Source organism: Pseudoalteromonas sp. SR44-8 (assembly GCF_014163635.1).
In the GTDB taxonomy this organism is placed as follows: Bacteria; Pseudomonadota; Gammaproteobacteria; order Enterobacterales; family Alteromonadaceae; genus Pseudoalteromonas; species Pseudoalteromonas rhizosphaerae.
On sequence record NZ_JACJDS010000003.1, the window covers coordinates 105,015 to 128,319 of the forward strand.

The 23,305-nt window shown below is 40.0% G+C and carries 18 protein-coding genes; 8 read left to right on the forward strand and 10 right to left on the reverse strand.

Going from position 1 to position 23,305, the window contains the following annotated elements; all coding sequences use genetic code 11:
- The first annotated feature begins 121 nt into the window (after nt 1-121).
- Nucleotides 122-1,066 carry a carbohydrate kinase gene (locus H5183_RS02125; RefSeq protein ID WP_182730801.1) on the forward strand — a complete coding sequence of 315 codons (945 nt, stop codon included), beginning with the start codon at nt 122-124 and terminating at the stop codon, nt 1,064-1,066.
- Between the two features lie 198 nt (nt 1,067-1,264).
- Here the strand turns inward: H5183_RS02125 and H5183_RS02130 are convergent, their stop codons facing one another.
- From H5183_RS02130 to H5183_RS02140, 3 genes are all read right to left on the reverse strand, one after another.
- On the reverse strand, nt 1,265-1,666 hold the full coding sequence (locus H5183_RS02130) for an STAS/SEC14 domain-containing protein (RefSeq protein WP_182730802.1): 402 nt from the start codon (nt 1,664-1,666) through the stop codon (nt 1,265-1,267).
- Between the two features lie 121 nt (nt 1,667-1,787).
- Nucleotides 1,788-2,480: a cupin domain-containing protein gene (locus H5183_RS02135; protein WP_145234512.1), complete on the reverse strand. Its 693-nt coding sequence runs from the start codon at nt 2,478-2,480 to the stop codon at nt 1,788-1,790.
- Nucleotides 2,481-2,507: 27 nt separating this feature from the next.
- Entirely contained in the window at nt 2,508-3,128 is a 621-nt protein-coding gene (locus H5183_RS02140; RefSeq protein WP_182730803.1) for a glutathione S-transferase, read from the reverse strand.
- A 183-nt stretch (nt 3,129-3,311) separates the two neighbouring features.
- Between H5183_RS02140 and H5183_RS02145 the strand changes: the two genes are divergently transcribed.
- Nucleotides 3,312-3,830 carry a TetR/AcrR family transcriptional regulator gene (locus tag H5183_RS02145; RefSeq protein WP_182730804.1) on the forward strand — a complete coding sequence of 173 codons (519 nt, stop codon included), beginning with the start codon at nt 3,312-3,314 and terminating at the stop codon, nt 3,828-3,830.
- Between the two features lie 131 nt (nt 3,831-3,961).
- Here the strand turns inward: H5183_RS02145 and H5183_RS02150 are convergent, their stop codons facing one another.
- On the reverse strand, nt 3,962-5,425 hold the full coding sequence (locus tag H5183_RS02150) for a carbon starvation protein A (protein WP_182730805.1): 1,464 nt from the start codon (nt 5,423-5,425) through the stop codon (nt 3,962-3,964).
- Between the two features lie 244 nt (nt 5,426-5,669).
- Entirely contained in the window at nt 5,670-8,171 is a 2,502-nt protein-coding gene (locus H5183_RS02155) for a S8 family serine peptidase (protein ID WP_182730806.1), read from the reverse strand.
- A gap of 591 nt (nt 8,172-8,762) precedes the next feature.
- Here H5183_RS02155 and H5183_RS02160 point away from each other — a divergent pair.
- The 4 genes from H5183_RS02160 to H5183_RS02175 are packed head-to-tail and all read left to right on the forward strand — an operon-like array spanning nt 8,763 to nt 11,916.
- Entirely contained in the window at nt 8,763-10,277 is a 1,515-nt protein-coding gene (locus H5183_RS02160; RefSeq protein ID WP_145234523.1) for a curlin, read from the forward strand.
- A gap of 33 nt (nt 10,278-10,310) precedes the next feature.
- Nucleotides 10,311-10,712, forward strand: coding sequence for a curli production assembly/transport protein CsgE (locus H5183_RS02165; protein ID WP_145234525.1), 402 nt, complete (start codon nt 10,311-10,313; stop codon nt 10,710-10,712).
- Complete coding sequence (locus H5183_RS02170; RefSeq protein WP_145234528.1) at nt 10,702-11,142, forward strand: curli assembly protein CsgF; 441 nt, start codon at nt 10,702-10,704, stop codon at nt 11,140-11,142. The genes H5183_RS02165 and H5183_RS02170 overlap by 11 nt, the downstream gene beginning before the upstream one ends.
- Nucleotides 11,143-11,916 (forward strand): CsgG/HfaB family protein, encoded by a 774-nt coding sequence (locus H5183_RS02175; protein ID WP_145234530.1) that lies wholly within the window; start codon nt 11,143-11,145, stop codon nt 11,914-11,916. It begins immediately after the preceding gene.
- Nucleotides 11,917-12,500: 584 nt separating this feature from the next.
- Here H5183_RS02175 and H5183_RS02185 read toward each other — a convergent pair.
- Nucleotides 12,501-13,193, reverse strand: a complete 693-nt coding sequence (locus tag H5183_RS02185) for a response regulator transcription factor (RefSeq protein ID WP_145234532.1) — start codon at nt 13,191-13,193, stop codon at nt 12,501-12,503.
- Between the two features lie 1,134 nt (nt 13,194-14,327).
- Between H5183_RS02185 and H5183_RS02190 the strand changes: the two genes are divergently transcribed.
- On the forward strand, nt 14,328-15,131 hold the full coding sequence (locus H5183_RS02190; protein ID WP_145234534.1) for a hypothetical protein: 804 nt from the start codon (nt 14,328-14,330) through the stop codon (nt 15,129-15,131).
- A gap of 371 nt (nt 15,132-15,502) precedes the next feature.
- Here H5183_RS02190 and H5183_RS02195 read toward each other — a convergent pair whose 3' ends face one another.
- From H5183_RS02195 to H5183_RS02205, 3 genes are all read right to left on the reverse strand, one after another.
- A complete protein-coding gene (locus H5183_RS02195; protein ID WP_182730807.1) occupies nt 15,503-16,999 on the reverse strand; it encodes a trehalase family glycosidase in 1,497 nt (498 codons plus the stop codon).
- A complete protein-coding gene (locus H5183_RS02200; RefSeq protein ID WP_182730808.1) occupies nt 16,996-18,246 on the reverse strand; it encodes a sugar MFS transporter in 1,251 nt (416 codons plus the stop codon). Before H5183_RS02200 ends, H5183_RS02195 begins: the two co-directional genes overlap by 4 nt.
- 103 nt (nt 18,247-18,349) lie before the next feature.
- Nucleotides 18,350-19,357, reverse strand: coding sequence for a LacI family DNA-binding transcriptional regulator (locus H5183_RS02205; protein WP_182730809.1), 1,008 nt, complete (start codon nt 19,355-19,357; stop codon nt 18,350-18,352).
- Nucleotides 19,358-19,613: 256 nt separating this feature from the next.
- Between H5183_RS02205 and H5183_RS02210 the strand changes: the two genes are divergently transcribed.
- Nucleotides 19,614-21,881, forward strand: coding sequence for a TonB-dependent receptor (locus tag H5183_RS02210; RefSeq protein WP_182730810.1), 2,268 nt, complete (start codon nt 19,614-19,616; stop codon nt 21,879-21,881).
- Nucleotides 21,882-21,938: 57 nt separating this feature from the next.
- On the opposite strand, the gene H5183_RS02215 is transcribed toward H5183_RS02210, so the two are convergent.
- Nucleotides 21,939-23,144, reverse strand: a complete 1,206-nt coding sequence (locus tag H5183_RS02215) for a sugar efflux transporter (RefSeq protein ID WP_220493471.1) — start codon at nt 23,142-23,144, stop codon at nt 21,939-21,941.
- Between the last annotated feature and the right edge of the window lie 161 nt (nt 23,145-23,305).

The following is a 23,305-nucleotide window of genomic DNA, read 5'->3' on the forward strand; positions in this document are numbered from 1 at the left end:
TAGTATTTTTAAGCGCTGAATAATGTATTTTCAGCGCTTGATCTCCTAACATCTATTTACCTTGAAAGACTCTCCCACTACTTTTGACCTAGCCCTTGCTAGGTTTTTTAGGATTTACAATATGACCAAATTACTTAGCCTTGGCGAGCTGCTTATTGATATGCTGCCGCAAGATTCTCAAAACAGTGCTTATTTGCCCATTGCTGGCGGCGCTCCTGCCAATGTAGCGGTAGGTTATGCCAAACTGGGCGGCAAAGCGGCTTTTTGTGGCGGTATGGGCGATGACTATTTTGCTAAACAATTAAGTAAATCGCTTGCGCAATATAAGGTAAGTACAGAGTACTTATTTACAATTAAAGACTCTCAAACGGCCGTGGTTATTGTCAGTTTGGATGAAACCGGTGAACGCAGCTTTAATTTTTATCGCCACAATACCGCCGATTTACTGTTAACGAGTGAGCATTTAAACCATATCAAATGGGATGAATTGAGTACCCTACACTTTTGTTCCAACACGTTAACTAATTTAGCCATTGCGCGCACCACGATCAATGCTTTAAAGCTGGCTAAAAAGAACCATAAGCTAGTCAGCTTTGATGTGAATTTACGCTATAGCTTGTGGCAAAATAGCAATGACATTGAGCAAAATGTACACGCGTGTTACGCCTATTGCGATATTGTTAAGCTATCGCGTGATGAGCTGAACTTTTTAGCTGAGCAAACACAGCAAGCACCTGATGATTATTTACAATCTATTTTAGATACAGGTGTTAAATTGGTATTTTTAACCGATGGCCCTGCACCGGCAACGGTTTACCATAACGTATTTACATTTACTGAAGCTGCACCAATTATTACGGCGGTTGATACCACCAGTGCGGGCGATGCGTTTATTGCCGGGGTTTTGTATTATTTAAATCATAATGATGAAAATATATTGCTCACGGATAAACTCAACAATCAGCAAATAGTAAAACGCGCTTTAAATTTCGGCCTTCGCTGTGGCTCTAAAGCCTGCTTAGCCAAGGGGGCTTTTCCAGCATTACCTACACTTCAAGAGGTATAATACCAATCCGCAATAATACTTAATAATTTTACGGGGCTAAACGTGTCGCTATCTGCGTTAAAAAATTCTCATTTAGAACAACTAAATAGCAAATTTTTTGCCTAGCTATCAACACGTTTTTCCAGCCTCAAAATAGATCACTTAATTAAGCGAATTGGTATAAATACTTTAAAAATAAAGGCCGATTATGGCCTTTATTTAAGCATCTACTTCTTCATCATTACTTTTTAACCATTCTAAAGCCGCAGTGGCGTTCTCAAAATATTGAATTTCACCTGATACAAACCAACTGCCTAATTTAGCGATGGTTGATTGCCAGTCTTTGTTGCCGTATATGGCTATTTTTTTAAACTCTTTGTTGTGTTTTAAGCCAAGTTTTAAATCATCCCATGCGGCTCTAAGTTCCCAGCCATCAAGCTCAGTTCCATCTATGAGTACATTAACAATAGGATGTTTAACTTCGCCAAGCGCAGAGTCTATCATCGGCGTAATCACTTCATAATCTTTGTGAGTGAGTGTGCCTATGGCTTTTAAGGTTAAAAAAAACTCGCAACCAGAGCGCTCAATACCAATAGATAAGCCGTGTGTTAAATTTACCATAACCCGAACTCCGCAATAAAATGAGCATTGAGTATAGGTGATAGCTTAGTAACCAATAGTGAAGTAGATCAAAAAACAGGCACATATACTTTTATTGTGCCTATTTTAATTAAATGCTTAATTATGCATTTTTAAGCCGTGCTATTTGGTTTTCAACATCTGTTAAATGACCGATTTTAAGCCAAACTCTGGCTCCTTCACTGCCTGCTATTGCTTTAATTTCGCTGTTAGGCGGCACTCTTAACCAGCTGTGTTTTACTAATGTATCGCCCTGCTCTTCAAGCGAGCCTTCAAGAACTAAAAGCTCGCCCCCACCCAAGGCGTTTAACGATATTTCACTGTTAGGTGCAAATGCTAAAATACTCACCTCTTCAAAGGCGTCTTTATAAAGAGGAGCTACATTTACATCACTAAACTCAGGGTGAGGAACACCGTGCATGGTATTAGTTTGCAAGCGAACATGCTCTCTGTCCTCTGGCTGAAACTGCCATAATTTTACAAATATAACGCACCCGTTTTCAGAGCTTGGTGTATGTTTTGACTCAGGCGGATTACGAATATAAGAACCCTTGGGGAAATCACCATGTTCATCTTGAAAAACACCTTCAAGCACAATAAATTCTTCACCGCCGGTATGTGTATGGGCAGAAAAATGGCTGTTTGGCGCATAACGTACAATGCTGGTTGCGCGTGCAACCTCATCGCCCACTCTATCAAGTGGACGCCTATCAACACCCGCCATCGGTGAGGCTATCCATTCTAACGATTCGCTATGCACAACAACACGTTCGCTAAAATCAGCTGCAATTTTCATAAGTAGCTCCACATTATAAATTGATAACTAAGCGGCAATGCTTGGACGTTGAGCGACCTTTTGTTGCCATGCAATTAAATGTGATAGCTCACTAGGAATAGCAATTTTCGCAAAGCCTGCAAACACCAGACCGGCGTACAAAGTAATATCTGCAACACTAAAATTCTCACCGGCAACATAAGCAGAATTGGCTAACACTGTATTAAAATAAACAAAGCCTTGGCGCGCTTTTTCACCTTGCTTTTCTCCCCAAGCAACATTTTGATAGGTTTCAAGTGCTGGGCCTAAGCCATCCGTTGCATGATGAAAGTAACTGGCTACAGCATCAAGGACCATTGACTCCGCACGCTTTTGCATCATATTAATCACCGCGCGTTCTTTTGCCTCAACACCGGTTAATGAAGGGCCAGCAAAAGAACTATCAATGTATTCAGTAATCGCGGTGCATTCTGCTATATATGTCCCGTCATCTAGCTCTAAAACAGGCACGCCTGCTAAGGGGTTTTTAGCTAAAAAGGCTTCAGTACGATGCTCACCATTTAATAAATCAACAGCAACAAATTCTACTTTGTCAGTCGCATTTTTTTCAGCAAGTGCAATACGTACACGTAATGGATTAGGAAAGTTTTCTACGTCATAAATTTTCATAATTATCTCTTTATATTTTTAACCACAGTTTGAACTAATATTGGCAAGATTAAACTACCCACCTACCTACTGATAGGTAATTTATATTAAGATCTCGATCTTTGCAAACTAAAAATAAAAGAGCTTGAAAATAACTACCTACTGGTTGATAATTTTTTGCAGCGATATGAAGGAAGTTTTAAAATGACAAAAAAAGCAGCCCTGTTAAAAGCAGCAGAAAATAAGGTTAGACTTGGTGGCTATAGCAATTTTAGCTTTAGAGAGTTGGCGAATGAAATTGGTATTAAAAGTGCGAGTGTGCATTATCATTTTCCGACCAAAGCTGATTTAGGTGCTGAACTCGCGCATCAATACACTGATGCCTTTATCGCTGTGCTTGGCGAACCGGAGGCACATAAAGCAAACGGTAAAAATCCAATCGATATTTACACGCAATTATTTAGAAATGCGTTAGTGATGGATAAAAAAATGTGTTTATGTGGCTTACTTGGCGCACAAAGTGACAGCCTTCCTGATAAAGTGCGCGATGAAGTAAAGCGCTTTTTCATTAAAAATTTAGCCTGGTTAACTCAAGCACATAAAATAAATGGAGAGCTTAATCCTGAACGTGCTGCGATTAAAACAGTGAGTTTATTAGAGGGCGCAATGATGATCAGCAACACCCTTGATGATATTCGCTACTTTGAGCAAGCTACTTTTTAACGGCTAATAGTTTGCCTGAACGGTTAGTGATCAAAAAGTTGATAAAGCTATTAACTAAATTACAACTCGATTAAACATAAAAAAGCGAGCCTTCATAAGGCTCGCTTTTACATTATTAAGATTACGATTTATTAAACTGCACGCACTTTATGCTTTGAATGCACTATCGCTAGTACTATAAAGCCTATTACCGCCACTGCTGCACCAATCGGTTTACCTAAATCACTTGATAAGTTTAACCCTATTGCCGCAGTCATTATGTATGACAAGGTCACTGCTGTAGCGATGACTGCAGGTACACTGGCAATCCAGTGAAATGTTCCACGGTCAAATAAGTACTTAGTCGCAAGCCATAACACACTCGTAGAAAGCAGCATATTTGAGAATGCGAAGTAGCGCCAAATCACAGAGAAATCAAGCTTAGTCATAAAGTAGGCAATCGTTAAAATAGGGATTGCTAGCAATAAACGATTACGCAAACTTTGCGGAATACTAAACGCATCAACCACTGTTAAACGAAGTGAACGAAACGCCGTATCGCCTGAGGTAATTGGGAATACTGCTACTGCAATAATCGCCATAATACCACCAAACACACCTAAATAACTGTTTGCTATATGGTTAACCACCAAACCTGGGCCGCCTAAATCAAGCATTGCTTTTAAACCTGCATAGCCTTCTGGGAAAGCAGCAATACCCGCTAATGCCCATACACAACCAACAATACCTTCACACATCATTGCGCCATAATAAACTGGACGAACGTATTTTTCGTTAGTTAGGCAACGTGCAATAATTGGTGCTTGCGTAGAATGAAAACCACTAATAGCACCACAGGTTATGGTAATAAACAATAACGGCCACGTAGGTAATCCATCTGGATTTGGAGTTAAAAAGTCATGGGCATGATCAGCTTCAAAATACGCTAAAAAATCACCAGCTACCGGTAAATGCGGCGCATTAATTAACAGTGATACAGCAATTGCAACCGTCATCACAATCATTAATAAACCAAAAACAGGGTAAAATTTAGTAATGATTTTATCAATTGGCAGTAAAGTAGCTAAAAAGTAATAAGCCAAAATAGCCAAAACCCAAAAGGTATTATTGGCAAATATAGTATCTTTAAATACGTCTAAGTTGCTTAATAATCCAGCGGGGCTCATTATGAATACCACGCCGACAAAAAACAGTAACATCGCCGTAAATATTAACATAAAGCCTTTAAATAAAACGTTGTAATATTTACCTGCAATTTCTGGTAGGCTTTTACCATCCTCTTTGATACTCATAACACCTGAGTAAAAGTCGTGTACAGCTCCACCTAATACATTACCGAGTACGATCCAGACCAAAGCAATTGGTCCATATAGAGCACCGAGAATAGGGCCAAATATTGGGCCTACCCCTGCAATATTTAAAAACTGAATTAAAAACGCACGAACAGGATGAATTGCAACATAGTCAACACCTTCGCTAAAACGTTTTTGTGGTGTATCAATGGTGGCGTCCATACCAGCTTGTTTTTCTACAAAGGGACTGTAGAACTTGTAACCTAATATTAAAATAGTCAGGCAGATAAAAAAGATGATCATAAGCACGTTTCTCTTTTTGTAATATAGAGCGCGTTGTCAGTCGCCCCGAATTTCAAACTATGGGTAATCGTTGAACGTTAGCAGAGCCTGTTAAAATCCACAATACGACTATCTGATAATATTATTAGATGTTTGAAGTGCAGAGTTTAACTATCAGGAACAATATAGTAGGCAATAAAAAAGCCTTGCAGGGGAACAGCAAGGCTTGGGACTTCACGGGGAATTATTTAAATGTTAAGTGCACTTATTCAAATGTCACTGTTACGATATTTGAACATACATCTGCTGTAACACAAACTTGGTAATCATAGGCTGGCAAAGTTGCATTACGTAAGAAGTCACGGTGACGGCCGTTATCAGTCGTTGTTCCTACAAACTCACCATTGCGATATACATTAAGTGATTGAGCACCCACTTGCTCCCAGCTAAGATCAACACGCATAGTGTTTAAGCGGGTTTTATTCGCGCGGGTTAAACTCAACGCAATTGCAACATCACTCACAACCACGGTCTGTACTGACGAATCAGTATTACCTTCACTATCGGTTACAGTTAATGTTACTTGGTAGTTACCTGATTGCGCATAAGCGTGAACTGGATTTGCATCTGTTGAAGTTGCACCATCACCAAAGTCCCAGCTCCATTGTGTAATATCGTTATTTGCATCGCTGCTTGAATCCGTAAACGAGACTGTTAAAGCTTGTGCATCATAGTCAAAATCAGCTTGTGGTGGCTGCGGGGTTACCTCACCAATTGCACTAAATGTAAGTGACCAATTATTCAGTGTGCCAGTATCTGCCGCATAGGTATCTTCAACATGTAATACCCAATCACCCGTTGCCACTTCGCCATTAAAATCAGCTAAAGAGTAGCTTTGTACTATATCCTCTGCGCTACCGCCTGACTGACTATGCAATGTAGAACTTGTTCCTCTAGGCGAGGTTAACGTAACGATTAAATCACCAATGTAAGTATGTGAAATATCAATACTCGCTTGAGTTGCAAAAACAGTCAGTGGATCATTTACGGTGATCACAGAATCAACACCGTCAACATTGTTATCGGGGATTGCTACTGCGGTATCATTCGTATAGGTAAAATCATTTAAGCCAACAGGATCAACTAATAAGCTTACTGACTTCTGCTTAGCCAACTCGCCAGAAGATGCATTTACGCTAAAGTCATAGCGCCCCCATTGTGTTGACTCTTGAGTTGGCACACTAAGTATCACCACATCACCAGGCGTTGCAGTGTTTGTTGATAAACTAGCACCAGCTAAATCGCCAATTAATTCAAGGTCTACAACCCCTTGCCACTGGGCAATTGAGCCAATTTCAAATGTATATGTTGCCGTTTCACCGGCAGTGATCTGCTGAGCTGTTGGTGTAACAGATAGTTTAAAGCTTGGTGTAGGGTCTGCCTGCTCAAGAGCTTGATTAGCGTTTAAGCGTTTGCCCGATACGGTCTTCCCTGCCAGTTGTGCATTATCATCGCCACTATCCATAAGCAGCTGTTTAAGCTCACTTGTTGATAAGTCAGGATTGAGTGATAGTACCAAAGCAGCGACACCCGCAACATGCGGTGTGGCCATTGATGTACCAGAGTAAGTGGCATAACCATTACCCGGTACGGTTGATAAAATAGCGCTCCCTGGTGCGCCTAAATCAACACTGGTTAAACCCCACTGTGAAAAGTCTGACATATTATCGTTACGATCAGTGCTGGCCACTGACAACACGCTTTCATGCTCATAATTGGATGGATAATGTGGATTTTGATCATTATCAACGGCGTCATTACCTGCAGCGGCAACAAATAAAATGTCAGCTTGTTCGCTGGCGGTTATCGCATCAGCAAGCGCTTGGCTAAAGCCACCACCGCCCCAACTATTATTTAGTACGCGAACATTTACACCGGCATTTTTCAGACTCACCATATAGTCAATACACTTAATAGCGTCGGATGTAGAGCCACTGCCTGATGCATCTAAGAACTTACAACCAACAATCGCCGCTTCATGATTAACACCCACAACACCATTATTGTTATTACCTGCAGCGCCGATTGTCCCTGAGACATGCGTACCGTGACCTTGGTCATCCATTGGGTCGCCAACATTTGTAATGGCATTAATACCATGCACGTCATCAATGTAGCCATTACCATCATTATCGATGCCATCGCCTGCGATTTCATTCGGATTTATCCACATATTTGCCGTTAAATCACTATGACTGTGATCTACACCAGTATCGATAACGCCCACAACGACATCTTTACCACCTGTTGTAATTGACCATGCTTCGAGTGCATCTATATCCGCATCGGCCGTTCCACCAGATTGGCCTTCATTGTGTAATCCCCACAACTTTGAAAAATCAGGGTCATTAGGAGCCGTAGCAATGCTCACGCGATAATCTGGCTCAACATATTCAACCGCTGCATGTGTTTGCAGTAATTTAATTGCTTGCTTGGTGCTCATGCCAGTTACTTCAAACTTAGCTAGACGACCAGATAAAATCGACGAATAGTTATCATCAACACCATCTTTATTTAAATCACTTACTTTAGCTTTTACTAAACTGCGGGCTTGACTTCGCATTGCCACAGAAGTGCCTTTTTTATACATAACAAGCAATGAGTCTTGAGAAGCTCGTGCTGAAGGCTCTGCAGCAATGGTTGTTACTTGTGCTGCAGCTAAACATGGCAAAATAGCCAAGCTTAAAATAGATAATTTAGTTTTCATATTTTGTATCCATAGTTAGAAATATTAACTTAGCTTTGTTACTAAGTTTCGCTAACTTCACTACTTTTGAAATATCACTGGCAAGCACCATAAATGACAGAGAAAACCTAAACCAGACAAGAAAAATTCAATAAATTACTAAAAAACCAGTCTTTAACACTGTTTTTAACGGTCAATTTATTAACAACACAATCGTTTTTATGAGTAATTAGCGCTCAGTAGATGCCTTACTCGCCTCATCTTTTATTACCAGATTATTCAACATTCCAAGCTGATTACGGTGGAAAACAAGTAAGCAATTGAAAAGAAAGTAGATTAAAAATCATAAAAAGAGATGATTTCGAATATTACGTTTACACAATAAAGTTAACCGTCAATTGGTAGCAGTGCGTAAGTAAAAAAGCATTAATTGCATAAAACACAACACTGCATATCAATATAATTCTTCACTCACTTTTGTATGAGTGAGCTTTTTGCTCTTGATATCACAAAACTTAAATCGGCAAGGCATGCCGAACAAACTATGCAGAACATTAAGGTATCCACAACCCATTAATGACTGCTCTAATAATTATAAGTTAAGGAAAAATCATGAAGTTAAATAAATCTTTATTGACATGTGCAATCGCAGTTGCATTAAGTTCAAGCTTTGTTGCACACGCAAATATCGACGATAAAAACCAATCAACCTCTGTATTAGCAAGTCAAGTGTCAACTACTGCGGTAGGCAATGTCCTCACTATTGAACAAACATCATTGCAAGGTATGGGTAACGATGTAATGGTCACGCAACAAGGTGATGGCCTTGAAGCAAACGTAACAAGTTTAGGCGATAACAACAGCATTAATGTTGATCAAAAACAAATTCAAAACTTGTCTTTAACGTACGTAATAGGCGATAACAACACCCTAAGTCACAGCCAAGATGGTGAAGTTAATGGCGCTCTATCAGACATAACAGGCGATGATAACTCAGTCAATGTTGCGCAGTTTGGCACGGGCTTTTTTGGTATTAATAACGAAGCGATTAACGTAGTTCAAGGTGATGCTAACGACATTGCAGTTACTCAGCAAGATGGCGGCCATTGGTTTTATAATTTGGATTTGCAAGGTAATAGCAACAAAATTAGCGCATCTCAAGCAGGCCTTTTAAATGAAGCAACGCTGGCAACTATTAGTGGTGACGAAAACACCATTGAAGTTACTCAAAACGGCTTGTTTAACGCTTTTACACTTACTGAACTCGTTGGTAATACGAATGAAGTAGTAATAGCACAAGAAGGTAATTTCAACGGCGTTACGGTTACTTCTGTTCGCGGCGATGAAAACAGCTTAGACATCGAACAAGCGGGTGATTCAAATACTGCGACTTTTGCAAGTGTTGAAGGAAACGAAAACACCCTATCAATCGATCAAGAAGGTAATACCAATACCTTCACATCTGAGTTATTTGCCGGTAATGACAATCAAGTTTCGGTTGATCAACAACAAGATAATAATCAAGTTGGGGCTGATGTATTAGGTGATAACAATGAACTCACTGTTATGCAAAATGGCTCAATGAACGAGACCTACTTGGGCACAATTGGCGCTGACAATGAATTCTCAAGCGTTCAAATTGGTAACGAAAACAGCGCTCACATCGCTAATTTTAATGGTCAAGGCAACGACGTTGATTTAGCTCAAGCCGGTGACATGAATACCGCTTTAATTCAATCTTCGTACCCTGACACATCGCTTAATTCAAACGATAATGACATTAATATCAGTCAATTAGGCAGCACAAATGAAGCAACATTAACCTTTGCAAGTGTGCTAAATAGTAATAACAATAGCGTTGATTTTAGCCAAAGTGGCGATCTGAATGCGATTGATTTAGTTATGGAAGGCAGCAACCATTCTATTGATATTTCGCAGCAAGGCGATATGAATATGGTAGCAGGTATCGATACGGGTGCATTTATCGTTGGTGGTGACAACATCAACTTCACAGTCACACAAGTAGGTAATGGCAACTTAGTTGAAGGTGCTATTACCGCTTCTAACACTTCAGTCGTGATCACCCAAGTGGGCGATTACAACACAGCAACTGTGACCCAAGAATAAGGATATTGGGGGGCACGTCCCCCCATATTAAACATGACATTAGTTAGAACGCTTATTACCGCGCTAAGCCTGCTTTTTTTAACTACCTTTAGCCACTTATCTCAAGGCGCTGACGAATTAGAAATAGATGGCCTAGTGCTCGATCGCAGCATTAGTCGCTTTGGTCACCAGTTTTATTTTGAATTTTCAAACCTTTGGCGCGACCTACCCTCAACCGCTGGTTTTAATATAGAAATAAAAGAGACCGTACTTCCTCGGGCTGGCACAAAACTGACCTTAGTAATGAATAATCAAATTGTATATGTAACCTATTTAGGGCGTCGCTTGGAGCCTATTGATGAGCGTGTAGAACACGCTTTATACAGTGTTATGGATGCGATGGCGCGCTCTAATTTACATAAAGCTTCGCCCGATATGGCAAAAAATGGATGGTAAAATGGCCCCCGACTCAAGAAAATATATAACAACAACTATAATGATATTACTCCCCTTATCGGTATCTGCAACAGAGCTTGTGTATACCCCCATTAATCCAAGTTTCGGAGGTAGTCCACTCAATGCCAGTATGCTATTAAATAAAGCGCAAGCGCAAAATAAACATAAAGCACCAATAATTGAACAAAGCTACGCTGAGAAATTTCAAGATTCTCTAGAACGTACCTACTTAAACCGCATGGTAAGAGAGATCACTGATATTGCCTTTGGTGAAGATATAGATGAAAGTATTTTTAACCAAGATTCAATTTTTTTAAGTGGTGATTACGAAATTCAAGTGATCACCAGTACCGTAGATTCAATTACAGTGCGAATAACCAACACCACTGACAACAGTGTCGTGGTCATTGAAGTACCGAGGTTTAGCTAAATGAAAGCGCTATTTATTGCAGTACTTACCCTGGCATTATCCGCATGCAGTAGCATGGGCAATTTGATCCCACCTTCGCAACAGTTGGCCGCAAGTTTAACCCCCACTGAAACCTTTAAAGCACTTCAACAGTTACCAACACCTGCTGGCAGTATCGCCGTATCGGTATATTCTTTTCGTGATCAAACGGGCCAATATAAACCGCAAGGCAATGTTAGTTCATTTTCAACCGCCGTCACTCAAGGGGCTAATTCCATCTTAATACAAGCGCTACACGAATCTGATTGGTTTATTCCGGTTGAACGTGAAGGTTTGCAAAATATTCTGACTGAAAGAAAAATTATTCGTGCCGCCCAAGCCGAACAGCCAAATGCTGTTGAATTACCACCACTGACCACCGCTAAAATCATTTTAGAAGGCGGTATAATTAGCTACGACACCAATGTAAAAACCGGTGGTTTTGGCATGGAATATTTTGGCATCGGCGCGTCAGAACTCTACCGCGAAGATGCTATCTCTATTTACTTACGTGCCGTAGACGTGCGTACTGGGCAAGTATTATTGTCCGTAGCCACCAGCAAAAAAGTGCTCAGCCAAGAAATGCGCGCAGGGTTTTTCCGTTATGTTAGTTATAAACGTTTAGCCGAAGCCGAAGCGGGTTTTAGTGATAACGAACCGATGAGTATTTGCGTAACCCAAGCAATTGAAAAAGCCCTCAGTGATCTAGTCATCAAAGGCATTGATAAAGGCATATGGGCAACAAAGCGTAGTTGATAATTAACGTCTATCAACGCTGGCATAACGATTCTGATTTCTGGTTAGCTTATTCTATAGCTAACCATGAGATACAAAAATAGCAATAACAGGTGTTATATCTGTGTACCAGCACCGATATAGCACCAATCAAAAACCAACGTAATGTATGAAGAGTATTAGGGCTGCAATTACCGATTGAGTATTATATAAACAAAGGTTATGCGTACTCTCTGATCTGTTTGGCAAAAGCAGCGAGCTCACTGTCGTCGGCTCTTTCACAATCGTGAGAATATAAATTTCAAAAACATACCTGTTCTCCCCTCCCTCTAGCGCAGAGTCTAAAATAAGAGCAACTTTTTAGTGGCTACAATCAGCTTTGCAAGTACTTCATCAGATTGCGCAAAAGCATAACGACTAAGGTGCTGCTTAGGAATAACCACAGTTGCTCCTTTTGTATTTGGATAGATAGTCAGAAATACTAAATGCTTTCATCCTCCCAAACAGGGTCACAAGGTGCTTTACCTGAAACAATATCACAAAATATGCAGTTACTGATGCTCCATCCTACTGGTTATAATTGGGTGCATATTATGGTTGATCTGTTAGTCATGCAACGGTAATCGTACCGCCATATATCGCTGTGCCCAATTAGATAGCTCAATACGATTTCGTGAATTTGTTTTTTTAAATGCGCTATAAAGGTGTGTTTTTACGGTGTGATCACTGATATTTAACCGCTCTGCGATACTATGGTTATTCGCACCTTGCGCAAGTAAATAAACCACTGATTTTTCTCGTTTAGTCAGGCTTTTTAACACTTGATGTTCACTACCAGCATCACTGCTAGGTTGATGATCATAATGACTTACCATCGCGAGCACTTCATTAAATGTAGAAGAAATAATCTTGCGACTGAACCAGAGCTCATCATTAATGATCCGCATTAATCCGGTAAATACGTCCTCAGGAAGGTCATTGTTATAAAAGACTCCCTTAAAATTATTAAGTAACAAGTTTTTTTCACAAATAGCGTCAGAATGCGCATTAAACACAATCACAGGTTTCACTTTGGCTAAGGCTAATAAGTCTGCTGGTATTAAGTTTTGCCAATTGCAGCCGCTGCTATCAATTAAGAAAAGATCAAACTCATTGCGGTTGTCATTATGGGGTAGACTGTCGTCCATTTTTACTTTACTAAAAAATGCATCTAACGTTTTAATTAAGTATGGATAACACTGCGAACGGACAGGCATTTTAAAAACGGTTTTGATAAATACTGAGGTTGGTTGAATCATTGCATCTCGTCCTTGAAACATTTTGTTTACAATACCTAAAACAACTCCAATGTTCAACCTATTTCACTCAAATCTATTGATTTATAAAGAGAATAAAAAATTTAGACGTCTAGATGCTTGACTATCAAGCACCTTTCAACTAATCCATTTTAGTTATAAAAATGATTTAAATCAATACTTTATTATTAACTTGTAGTTTGATTAAATAATAAAATCGTGAGGTTATAAACCAAAGCCTTGCTGCACTTTGTACTCGCCAGCTCTAGCCTATTTAAAGCCCAATAAAAACTGTACTTTTTTAGAGTAGACAGTGGTCAGTATTAAAAGTACTTTCTAGCACCAGTGAGCATTTGTGGCTATCCCATTGCAGGGAAGTCTCATTGAGGGAAGTAATCTTCCTAGTTTTAAAAAGTCACTCATAAGCTTATTATTACAAAGCCAGCGACGACTAAAATCTCAACCATAATCACACGCGGTTCTAATATTTCTATAGTAACTAGCTCGTTGGTGCTCAGGATGTAATTAGGCATACTTTAAATCTTCACGCAATGATTCTGGCCTCGGTGATCCTTTGCTTAGCTGGAAGCTTCGTTGATACGAATGTAAAAATGCTACGTTACTAATTCTGTTAATTTCGCTCTTGTGAGTAGTTTAACGCGAAAGTAAGAGCCACATGCCAACGGCCCTACAACAAGACGTTTCAGTATCTGTTTATTAAATGTCGGTAGCCAAGGAGTAGATATTTACTTTATTTGCTTCAAACTTGGTGGTAATGTAAATGGAATGTGACTATATGCAGTGCACCATCGTTTTTACGGTGTTGCTAATGATGAAAATGTTCAACAAAAAGATTTAGACTTTAACGCATTGTTTTAAACTATTTCTAAAGGCACTGCAGGTAATTGGAACACCGTATCAAATGATTTTAACAGCGATATAATTTTATCTTTGCTGTTGATTTGATGAGTACAAATTTATGCATTGTTTATAATGAAGCGAAAAAACACCACATTGAATTGCAAAATGACAACCATAACTGACGAGTTTTATAATAAATTTAAATAAAGTGGCAAAAAAATAGGATACATCAAGCCAAATTTCACACTAAAAAAATAACTATTAACTATCGAGGGAATGATGAGAAAAAACCTAATTATTTATTCTGCAATACTTATGCTGTGTGCGTGTGGGGGGTCGACTTCCACATCAGAAGCAGCCATCCCTGCTGGAAATGGCACTAGTGAGCCAATAAAATCAACGGATAATTTACCAATCCCCAATAACAGAGAATTAAGTAATTATAATATTCTAATTATTGGTAATAGCCATGTAGCCGGTATTGAATCTTTACTAACAGAAATATTTTCTCATGGTGACGCCAATAAAACGGTAAATATTGACACTCGCAATGGAGCATTTCTCGACACGATCGTTAATAACGAAAGCATTATTGAAACAATACAAAATAAACAATGGACCCATGTTATTTTACAAGGGCAAAAATACTCTCAAAGCCAGTCGGAATTTTATCCTATCGATGCCACTGTAACTTGGATACAACGAGCAAAAGCGATAGGTGCCACGCCAATTCTTTTTCCTGAACATCCACTGGCAGGAAAGCCACAAGATGCAATTTACGTACACGGTATTCATGTAGATATTGCTAAAGAGCAACATAGTTGTGTGGCCCCTGTAGGGTTAGCATGGAATCAAGCCTTCGAAATATCGCCTGAGTTAACCATTCATCAGGCTGACGGGAATCATGCAACAATGTTAGGTAAGTTGCTTTCCTCATTGGTGTTGTATGAAACCATAACAGGGAAGTCAGCCGATTTATTAACGTTTAGCGATACCTTACCAGGAGATGCAATAACACAAGCATTATTTGGCCAGGTAGCATCACAAGCGATTATTGACAATATCCCCTGTAATTTTTAAAACCTTAGCTACATCATGCTTTTATACTATTTAAAAGTATGAATATAGCTGGCCGTAACCATGTATATACTCATGAAAAGCTTTTATTTCACGCTAAAAAGAGAGCAGCAACATCGCTAAATATCTTTGCTTAATTGGCTGATAACAATCACTCTTAGCTGTTTTGTAGGAGTGTATTAGCAGACGATTACTCTCTCCTTTAAACCGCTATTCCATGTTCAGTATAAGGAACAAACTTATAATGACACCTATCTTCAATGCTAATAACAAAGATGGGGGTTATATTGCATCTGATTTATCAAAAGAATGAAAATTTAGATGTCTGATGCATAACGACTAAACAATTTTAAAGCCAATCCTTGGCTATTACGTTATTTTATTAAGTGATAAAATCGAGAAGTAACTCCATTGGTCCAGCCAAAGCCTTGCTGCACTTTGTACTCGCCACCTCCAGCTCTATTTTCAGGCTCATAAACATTGTATTTTTCGAGTAGACAGTGGTCGGTTTTAAAACTGTTTTCTATCATCTGTAACCAATTGCTCATGATGGTGTTTGCATCTGCAACAAAGCCATACTGGTGAAATCCGTGTACAGCAAACCACTGCAGTGGTGCCCAGCCATTAGGGCTATCCCATTGCTGGGAAGTCTCATTGAGGGTTGTTACTAATCCGCCTGGTTTTAAAAAGTCACTCATAAGCTTATTTTTAACCAACACCGCCTGCTCTTCGCTAGCACAATTGACAAATAATGGGACGGTGGCGGCAAGCGACAGCACTGTAGATTGTTGCTGGATTTGATAATTAAAATCAACAAAAAACCCCATATCAGTACTGAATAAATACTGATTAATTGCCGCACGTCTTTGAGCTGCTTGTTGCTCAAAATACTGTTGCTTATTTGTATTGTTTAATACCGCAAAGTAATGACCCAGCTGTTTTTCAAGGTAATAAAGTAAACTATTGAGGTCCACAGGAATAATATCCGTGGTTTGAATACTGGTAAGCTTATTATTACCCAGCCAGCGACTACTAAAATCCCAACCAGACTCGCACGCAGCTCTAATATTTCTATAGTAATTAGCTCTTTGCTGTTCAGGAAGTAATGAGGCATCATGCAAATCTTCACGCAGTGATTCTGGCCGTGGTGTTGCTTGATCATCCCAGTAACGGTTAAGTAATGCACCATTTGCCATTTTTACTACACGCTTATGGCTTGATATTTGCTCACTCAGTAGCTCTGCCCCCTGCATCCAAAATGTATATTCTTGCTCAAGGGCAACAACGCAATCAGTTAACCATGCAAAGTCACTATTTTTACAGTATTTTGCTTGCCAAATTAAATCAACTATCAGCGCTAGAATAGGAGGCTGCGAGCGAGAACTATAGTAACTGCGGTTGCCATTGGGAATACAACCATTACGATTTTGCAGATCAATAAAATTAGCAAGCATGGCTTCGATACTGTCTATATCGCCAATATCTTGCAAACCTAACGCAGTAAAATAACTATCCCAATAATATATTTCTTGAAAGCGCCCACCCGGTACTATGTAGCTGTGTTTAAGTGGTAATAAAGAGCTGGCTTTAGCTGTGTCTGCATTGCGATGCAAATACGGCCATAAATTGGCAATATAGCTTTGCACACTATCGCTGTTGCTTTGCTGAGTTGGGAGCTCCGTTGATTCAAACGTAAAATGCTGTGCTACAAATTCTGTTAACTGTGGTGTAGTAAGTGGTTTAACGCGTAAGTAAAGGTCGCATGCTAACTGCCAACTATCATTAGCAATCGCATCAGCAAAAGTTTTACTGTCACTAAATATAGCCGCCAGTTGCACATCTAAAAATAATTGGCTATTTACAAAGTTCATATCGTTCCTTTTTCTGGCACTGCGCCTAAGTTTACTGTCATTTTTTTAAATAAAGTTACACTGATCAACAACAAGCTAATTGGGATCAAGGTAAGATAAAAGGCATGTTGGCCACTAAATTTATCAAAGATGAAGCCGGTAATTACTGAACCAGTGGTGCCGCCTAATGCTGAAAAAACCACGATAAGTCCGGTCATAGCTGCCTGCTGGTGAGCGGCTAACGCACTGAGCATCACAGAGTTAAGTAATGGGTAAAGAGGAGCCATAAAAAAGCCAATGAGCGGCAGCATGTATGCTGCAAAAGGCACATCAAATACACTCGTTACTTGGCTGCCATCAATTTCATGAGTCAGCGGTAAAACTAGTAGCACCAGCACGGCCATAGCAACCAAGCAACTTAACAACAAACTATACCAGCCAATAACGCGTAATATCTGCCCCGCCACTAGTCTACCTAGCGCCAGTGCTGCGGCAAACACACTGGCCAGTTGAATACTAATATCAACTGGCAGCTTAAGTACTTGATTATTAAAAGTAGGTAACCAAGTCCCTACCCCTTGCTCAATCAACACATACAAAAATGCACTGATAATAAATATAACCACTAGAGGTTTATAAGTGAGTGTTAGCATGTCAATAAAAGCAGCTAATTGACTGGTACGTAATGTTGCTTTTTGCGGAACTTTTATTGGCGCTATAAGCACTGTAATAAAAGCCATACCCGCTAACAAAGCCAGCAAATAATACACGTTCAACCATGCTGTATTTTGCGCATTACTACTATCAATAAACCATGAGAACACCCAATAGCCAGATAACACCCCAAGCATAAAAATACCTTCAATGGTGTTAAGCAATGCTGAGTGCTGATTGGCGTTATCAGTGACTTGGCCAATAACCGAGTAAACGGATACTTTCATAATCGCAAAACTGCAACCGATCACAGCAAACAATACTTTGAACGCATAAAACTGTGCAATTGAGGGCATTAACAAGCACATTAAGGCAACCAACCCCAACGCTACAAGCATGGCCAGTTTATAGCCAAGTCGTGGAATAAATGATGCAACAATAAAAGAAACTATTGCTATGGTAAGGTCTTTATAGCCTTCTAAAACAGAAGCTTGCGTTTTTGTTATGTCAAAACTATTGATGGCTTGTAAAATTACGGTGCCAACACTATTGAGTAAAATAGCGAACACGAAATAGCTACACGCCAACGCTATGGTTATTCTTATTGGGTTCATGCACGTTAACCTGATGTTGATTTCTTTTAGCATAGTGTAGCGCAAAATAAAATGCAAACGTTTGCATTTTAAATTTCAAAATTGAGTTAACTCACCCTACAGATTATCCTTTGCTAGATTGACGATTAATTAATTCTATTTCAACAACTTGCGATTCAGCTGACTGGCCTTGTAACTGCGCTAATAATTTTTCAACCAGTAATACTGAGGCTCGCTGAGTGTTTTGTTTAATGCTCGAAAGTGATGGGTGACTCACATCTGCCATGGCAATATCATCAAAACCAACTAACGCAACATCGTTAGGAATACTGATATAGCGCTCTTTTAACGCTTTCATAGCGCCTAGTGCCACCATATCGCTGCACGCCATAATGCCGTCGAAACATAAACCTTTCGCGACTAGTAATTGGTTGATCCCATGGTATGCTGCGCTACTAGTAATATCGATAGACACTACGTTTGCTATAGCGTTAGCCGTATTTAGAGCAGCTAAATAACCACGGTAACGTTCGCCAATTTCAGCATGTCCTGGGTCTCCCAAAAATACAATATTTTTAGCGCCACCTGCTAATAAGTGTTCAGTCGCAAGACGACCCCCAACAAAGTTATCACTGCCTACAATGGGATAATTACTGGGAGTTTTTGGGTCACCCCAAACAACTAAGGGCACGCCTGCATTAGCGGCGGCTTCAATGTTTGCCGGATCTTTGCCTTGCCCAACCACAATAATGCCATCAGCCCGACGGCTATTGATAAAGTAATTAGCCCAGTCATCACCGGCCATAAATGAGTTTGAGAGTAGAAGTTCTAGCCCTTGTTTATTCAATGCGAGGTTTATCTCTCCGACTACCTTAAGCAAAAAAGGGTCGTTAATTGATTGCTCAGTGCCACTGTCGAAATTTATGATCACTGCTACAACATTGGTTTTTTGTGAGCGAAGGCGGCTCGCAGCCGTATTTAAACTGAAGTTATGTTGCTTAGCTAACTGCTTTAATTTATCTCTAGTTTCTTTTTTTATCAATGGGTTATCATTTAACGCACGAGAAACAGTCGAGGTTGATACTCCAGCAAGCTTGGCTAGATCCGCTAACTTTAGTTGTTTGTTATTCATTGCTAAGTACGAAGCCTTCCTTAAATCGTGAAGTTGCAATATACCATCATTATTCAAATTAGGCTGCGCCAAGGCCTAAATTTAGTCATAAACATAACCGTGTATAAAAATAATACAGAAAGTTAAAAAAATAATTGCAAACGTTTGCATAAAGTTCTAAGGTTTAAAAGAACACAGCATTAACATTTCATTAAATTAGTTAGTGCTTTGTTATTTATAGTTTTTTAAATAACGAACAAAAAATGGGAATACCAACATGACAACAACACACACACCAAGCAAACTTGCTTGCGCTATTATTTTAGCGCTATCCAGTCAAACCGTGCTTGCAGATCAACCAGCAACAAGCGCGCAAACAACCACAGATAAAAAAGTTGAACGCATTGTGGTTTCTGGTACACCTGCAGGTATGGGCGTTCGTAAAATTGATGCCAGCTATGCTGTGACAAATATTGATGCTGAGCAAATAATTAAACTATCACCAAAAAGTACTGCGGACTTATTTAAAGCAGTTCCCGGTGTGTGGGTTGAAAGCTCGGGTGGTGAATCTGGCGCTAATGTATTTGTGCGTGGTTTTCCTGGTGGTGGTGATGCGCCATTTTTAACCCTAAGCCTTGAAGGTTCTCCTATTTACCCAGCACCAACATTATCGTTTTTAGAAAACTCATCATTATTTAGAATCGACGAAACCATTGAAACCATGGAAGCATTACGTGGTGGTCCAAACCCAGTGGTTTCTAACGGCCAACCGGGCTTAACAACCAACTTTAGATTAAAACGTGGCAGTGAAGATACTCAAGGCTTATTTAAATACACCACCTCTGATTACGATTTGCAACGTGTTGATGCTGTTTTAAGTGGCGAAATCAGCGACGACTTATATTTTATGGTAGGCGGCTATGTAAAAAGCTCACCAGGTATTCGTGATGCAGGCTTTACCTCTGAGAAAGGCAGCCAGTTTACGGTTAATATCACCAAAGAACTCGATAACGGTGAAATGAATTTCTACACTCGCCAAACAGACGATCATGGCGCATGGTACTTACCAACACCACTCAATGTTAATGGCATTGATGCTGAATATACCCAACTTGGCACACTAAACCGCCAAGCGACCATTTATACCGAGCCAAATAATGACGCGCACCAAGTTGATATTGGCGATGGCCGCGGTTGGAATGGCCATGTATCTGGCGGTAGTATTAAACTTGAATTTGACAATGGCTGGAGTTTTTCAGACCGCTTTAATATCACCAAAGGCGATGCCAATACACTTGGTTTAGTGCCCGCAGGCTCCGCAACAACACTAGGTGAAGTGGCTGATAATGGTCAGTCTGCAACAGGCGCCGCGACAGGCACAACTTATGACAGTGATACACCCGTACAACAAGTGGGTCGTTGGGTGGTACTCAAAGAAATTAGTTCATTTACTAATGATTTAGCATTTTCAAAGCAATTTGAAGACCTCTCTGTTGCTGTCGGCTATTACACTGCAAGCACCTCTGCCAATGACTGGTGGAGTTTAGGCAATACGGCCTATCATGTTCTTGAAGCGGGTGGTGAAATGCTCAATGATATTACTTGTAATAAAAGCGCCGAAGGCTGTGACTTTAACTACGACATTAATTCATCAGGTGATGCACGCACTAATGCTTTTTATACCACGGCACAGTACAAGCTAAGCCAAGATCTCACTCTTGACGGTGGACTACGTTATGAAAGCCATGATGTACAGTACAGTGTTGATGAAGGCCTTGACGGTATTATCAATAAAACCGTTGATTACGATGAAAGTAAAACCTCATGGACAACCGGTTTAAACTATTCAATTAATGATGACATGGGCGTATTTGCTCGCGTTAACCGTGGTTATAAAATGCCATATTTTGATGACTTTAGAGATAATTTTGGCGCATACCAAGGGGGTGAAAAACTAATTAAAGAAGTCACTCAAGCTGAACTTGGCTATAAACTGATCACTCAAAGCACTGACTTTTTTGCCACTTTATTTACCAACGAAGTCAAAGGCGATACCTTTGTAAGTCGCCCGGGTGTGCCAGCTGAAATTTTAACCAACGAAGCGTATGGTGTTGAACTTGATTACAACTTTAATCATGAATCTGGCTTTTCTGTTAATTTAAATACCACATTACAACAAACCGAAATCACTGAAAGTCCAGAAAATAAAGGCAATGAAGCACAGCGCCAGCCTAAATGGCAAGTACGTGTAACACCAAGCTATGACTTTGAAGTAGACGACATGTACGCCACACTCTATGGTACTTTGTCAGCAGTAGATGACCGCTTTGGTAATAATGAAAACACCGTGACACTTGATGGCTACGAAAAAGTTGACTTAGGTTTTATCCTTGAGCCAATGGAAGGGATCAAACTGCAATTAGCAATTGATAACTTAACCAACGAGCAAGGTATTACCGAAGGCGACCCACGTAATGCTGACGCGCCCAATGGCCGTTACATTATGCCTCGTACAACACGCTTAAGCGTAAGCTACGAATTCTAACCCCCATCTCCCTGGATCAATACCCAAAGCCGAGGTGGTTAATACACTGCGGCTTTTTTAAATCACGTTTTGAGCAAAAATCGGCTCTTGCGACTCGCTCTCTTGGCGCTTTAAATAACTAAATATTATTAAAAAAGTCATAGCAATGCTTGCCGCAATAAGCGAGCCTAGCGTGGCAAAACGAAAACTAAACCACTGCGCAATTAAACCGGTACTGGCAGTGCCAAGCATGACCCCTACTTTAATGGCATTGCCATAAAAAGCAGAGGTAAAACCAATTCGTGATGGCAGTTGCTCTTGCAAAATAGTCAAGCCGATACCCGCAAAGATCCCATAAAAAATAGCATTTACACCTTGCAGTACAAAGAATTGCCATACTTGATCGGAAAAAAATACGCCAATATAGAACAAAATAGCGCAACTAAAAGCAAAACCTAACAAGCCTGTTTTAGTGATGCGTTTACTGAGCTTTGCGCTATACAACATCACAGGGATCTCGATTAATGCCACCATGCCCATAAATATTCCAGGCATATTATTGGCAAAGCCCAGTTCATTAATTGTATAAAGCGGTAAGGCACTGGCGTACATAATATTGCCAATTGAGCCAAAGGTTATAGCAGCACCTAAAGCCCAAAACGATTGATTGATCGGCTGATTTGGCTCAGCTTTCTTAGCTCTGTCGTTAGCATTAACACTGGGCAAAAACTTCATTGCAAAAATTAATGCCAACAACGCAAACGTAGCTGCGGTATAAAATGAGCGACTAAAGGCAACTCCTGATGCAAGTAAATAGCCAAGCGGCGGGCCTGCGACCCATGCAAATGAAATAGCCGCTCTAAGGCGAGTATTAAACTGGGTGATATCAATATGATCTTGCTCATCCGCCCACTGGCGAGCAATAGTCATAACTTGCGGTATCGCGGCATTGCCCATTGAAAGCAAGAGTACTCCGGCAGCAAATACCTGCCAAAAAGACGTTGCGTTAGCGAATATGATTAACGCCATCCCCATGCCAGAGACCGCAATCATAAACATCTTTTTAGCACTCACGCCCTTATCGGCCAATCCACCTAACCATTGGCTAAAGAGAATGCCCATCAAAGTGACACCTGTAGTGTACACACCCAAATATATAGGTGGGCTTTGTAAGCCTTCAACAATAAACAAACTCATTAGTGGATTAACAAATGCGCCTATTAAGCCCGTTAATAAGCTTAACAAGATAAATACCACACCATATTGTTTGAATATCGACTTCAAAAAACACCATACAGACACTAAAAATAAGCCGCATATTATACGTGGCTTTAAGTAATATTAAAATACAAAGCGGGTTGTTTAATAATCACGACTATTTAAACTACGCACATTTTACCAGCTACTAAACAAAGCATAAAAATCAAGCCACGGTTTATAAATTG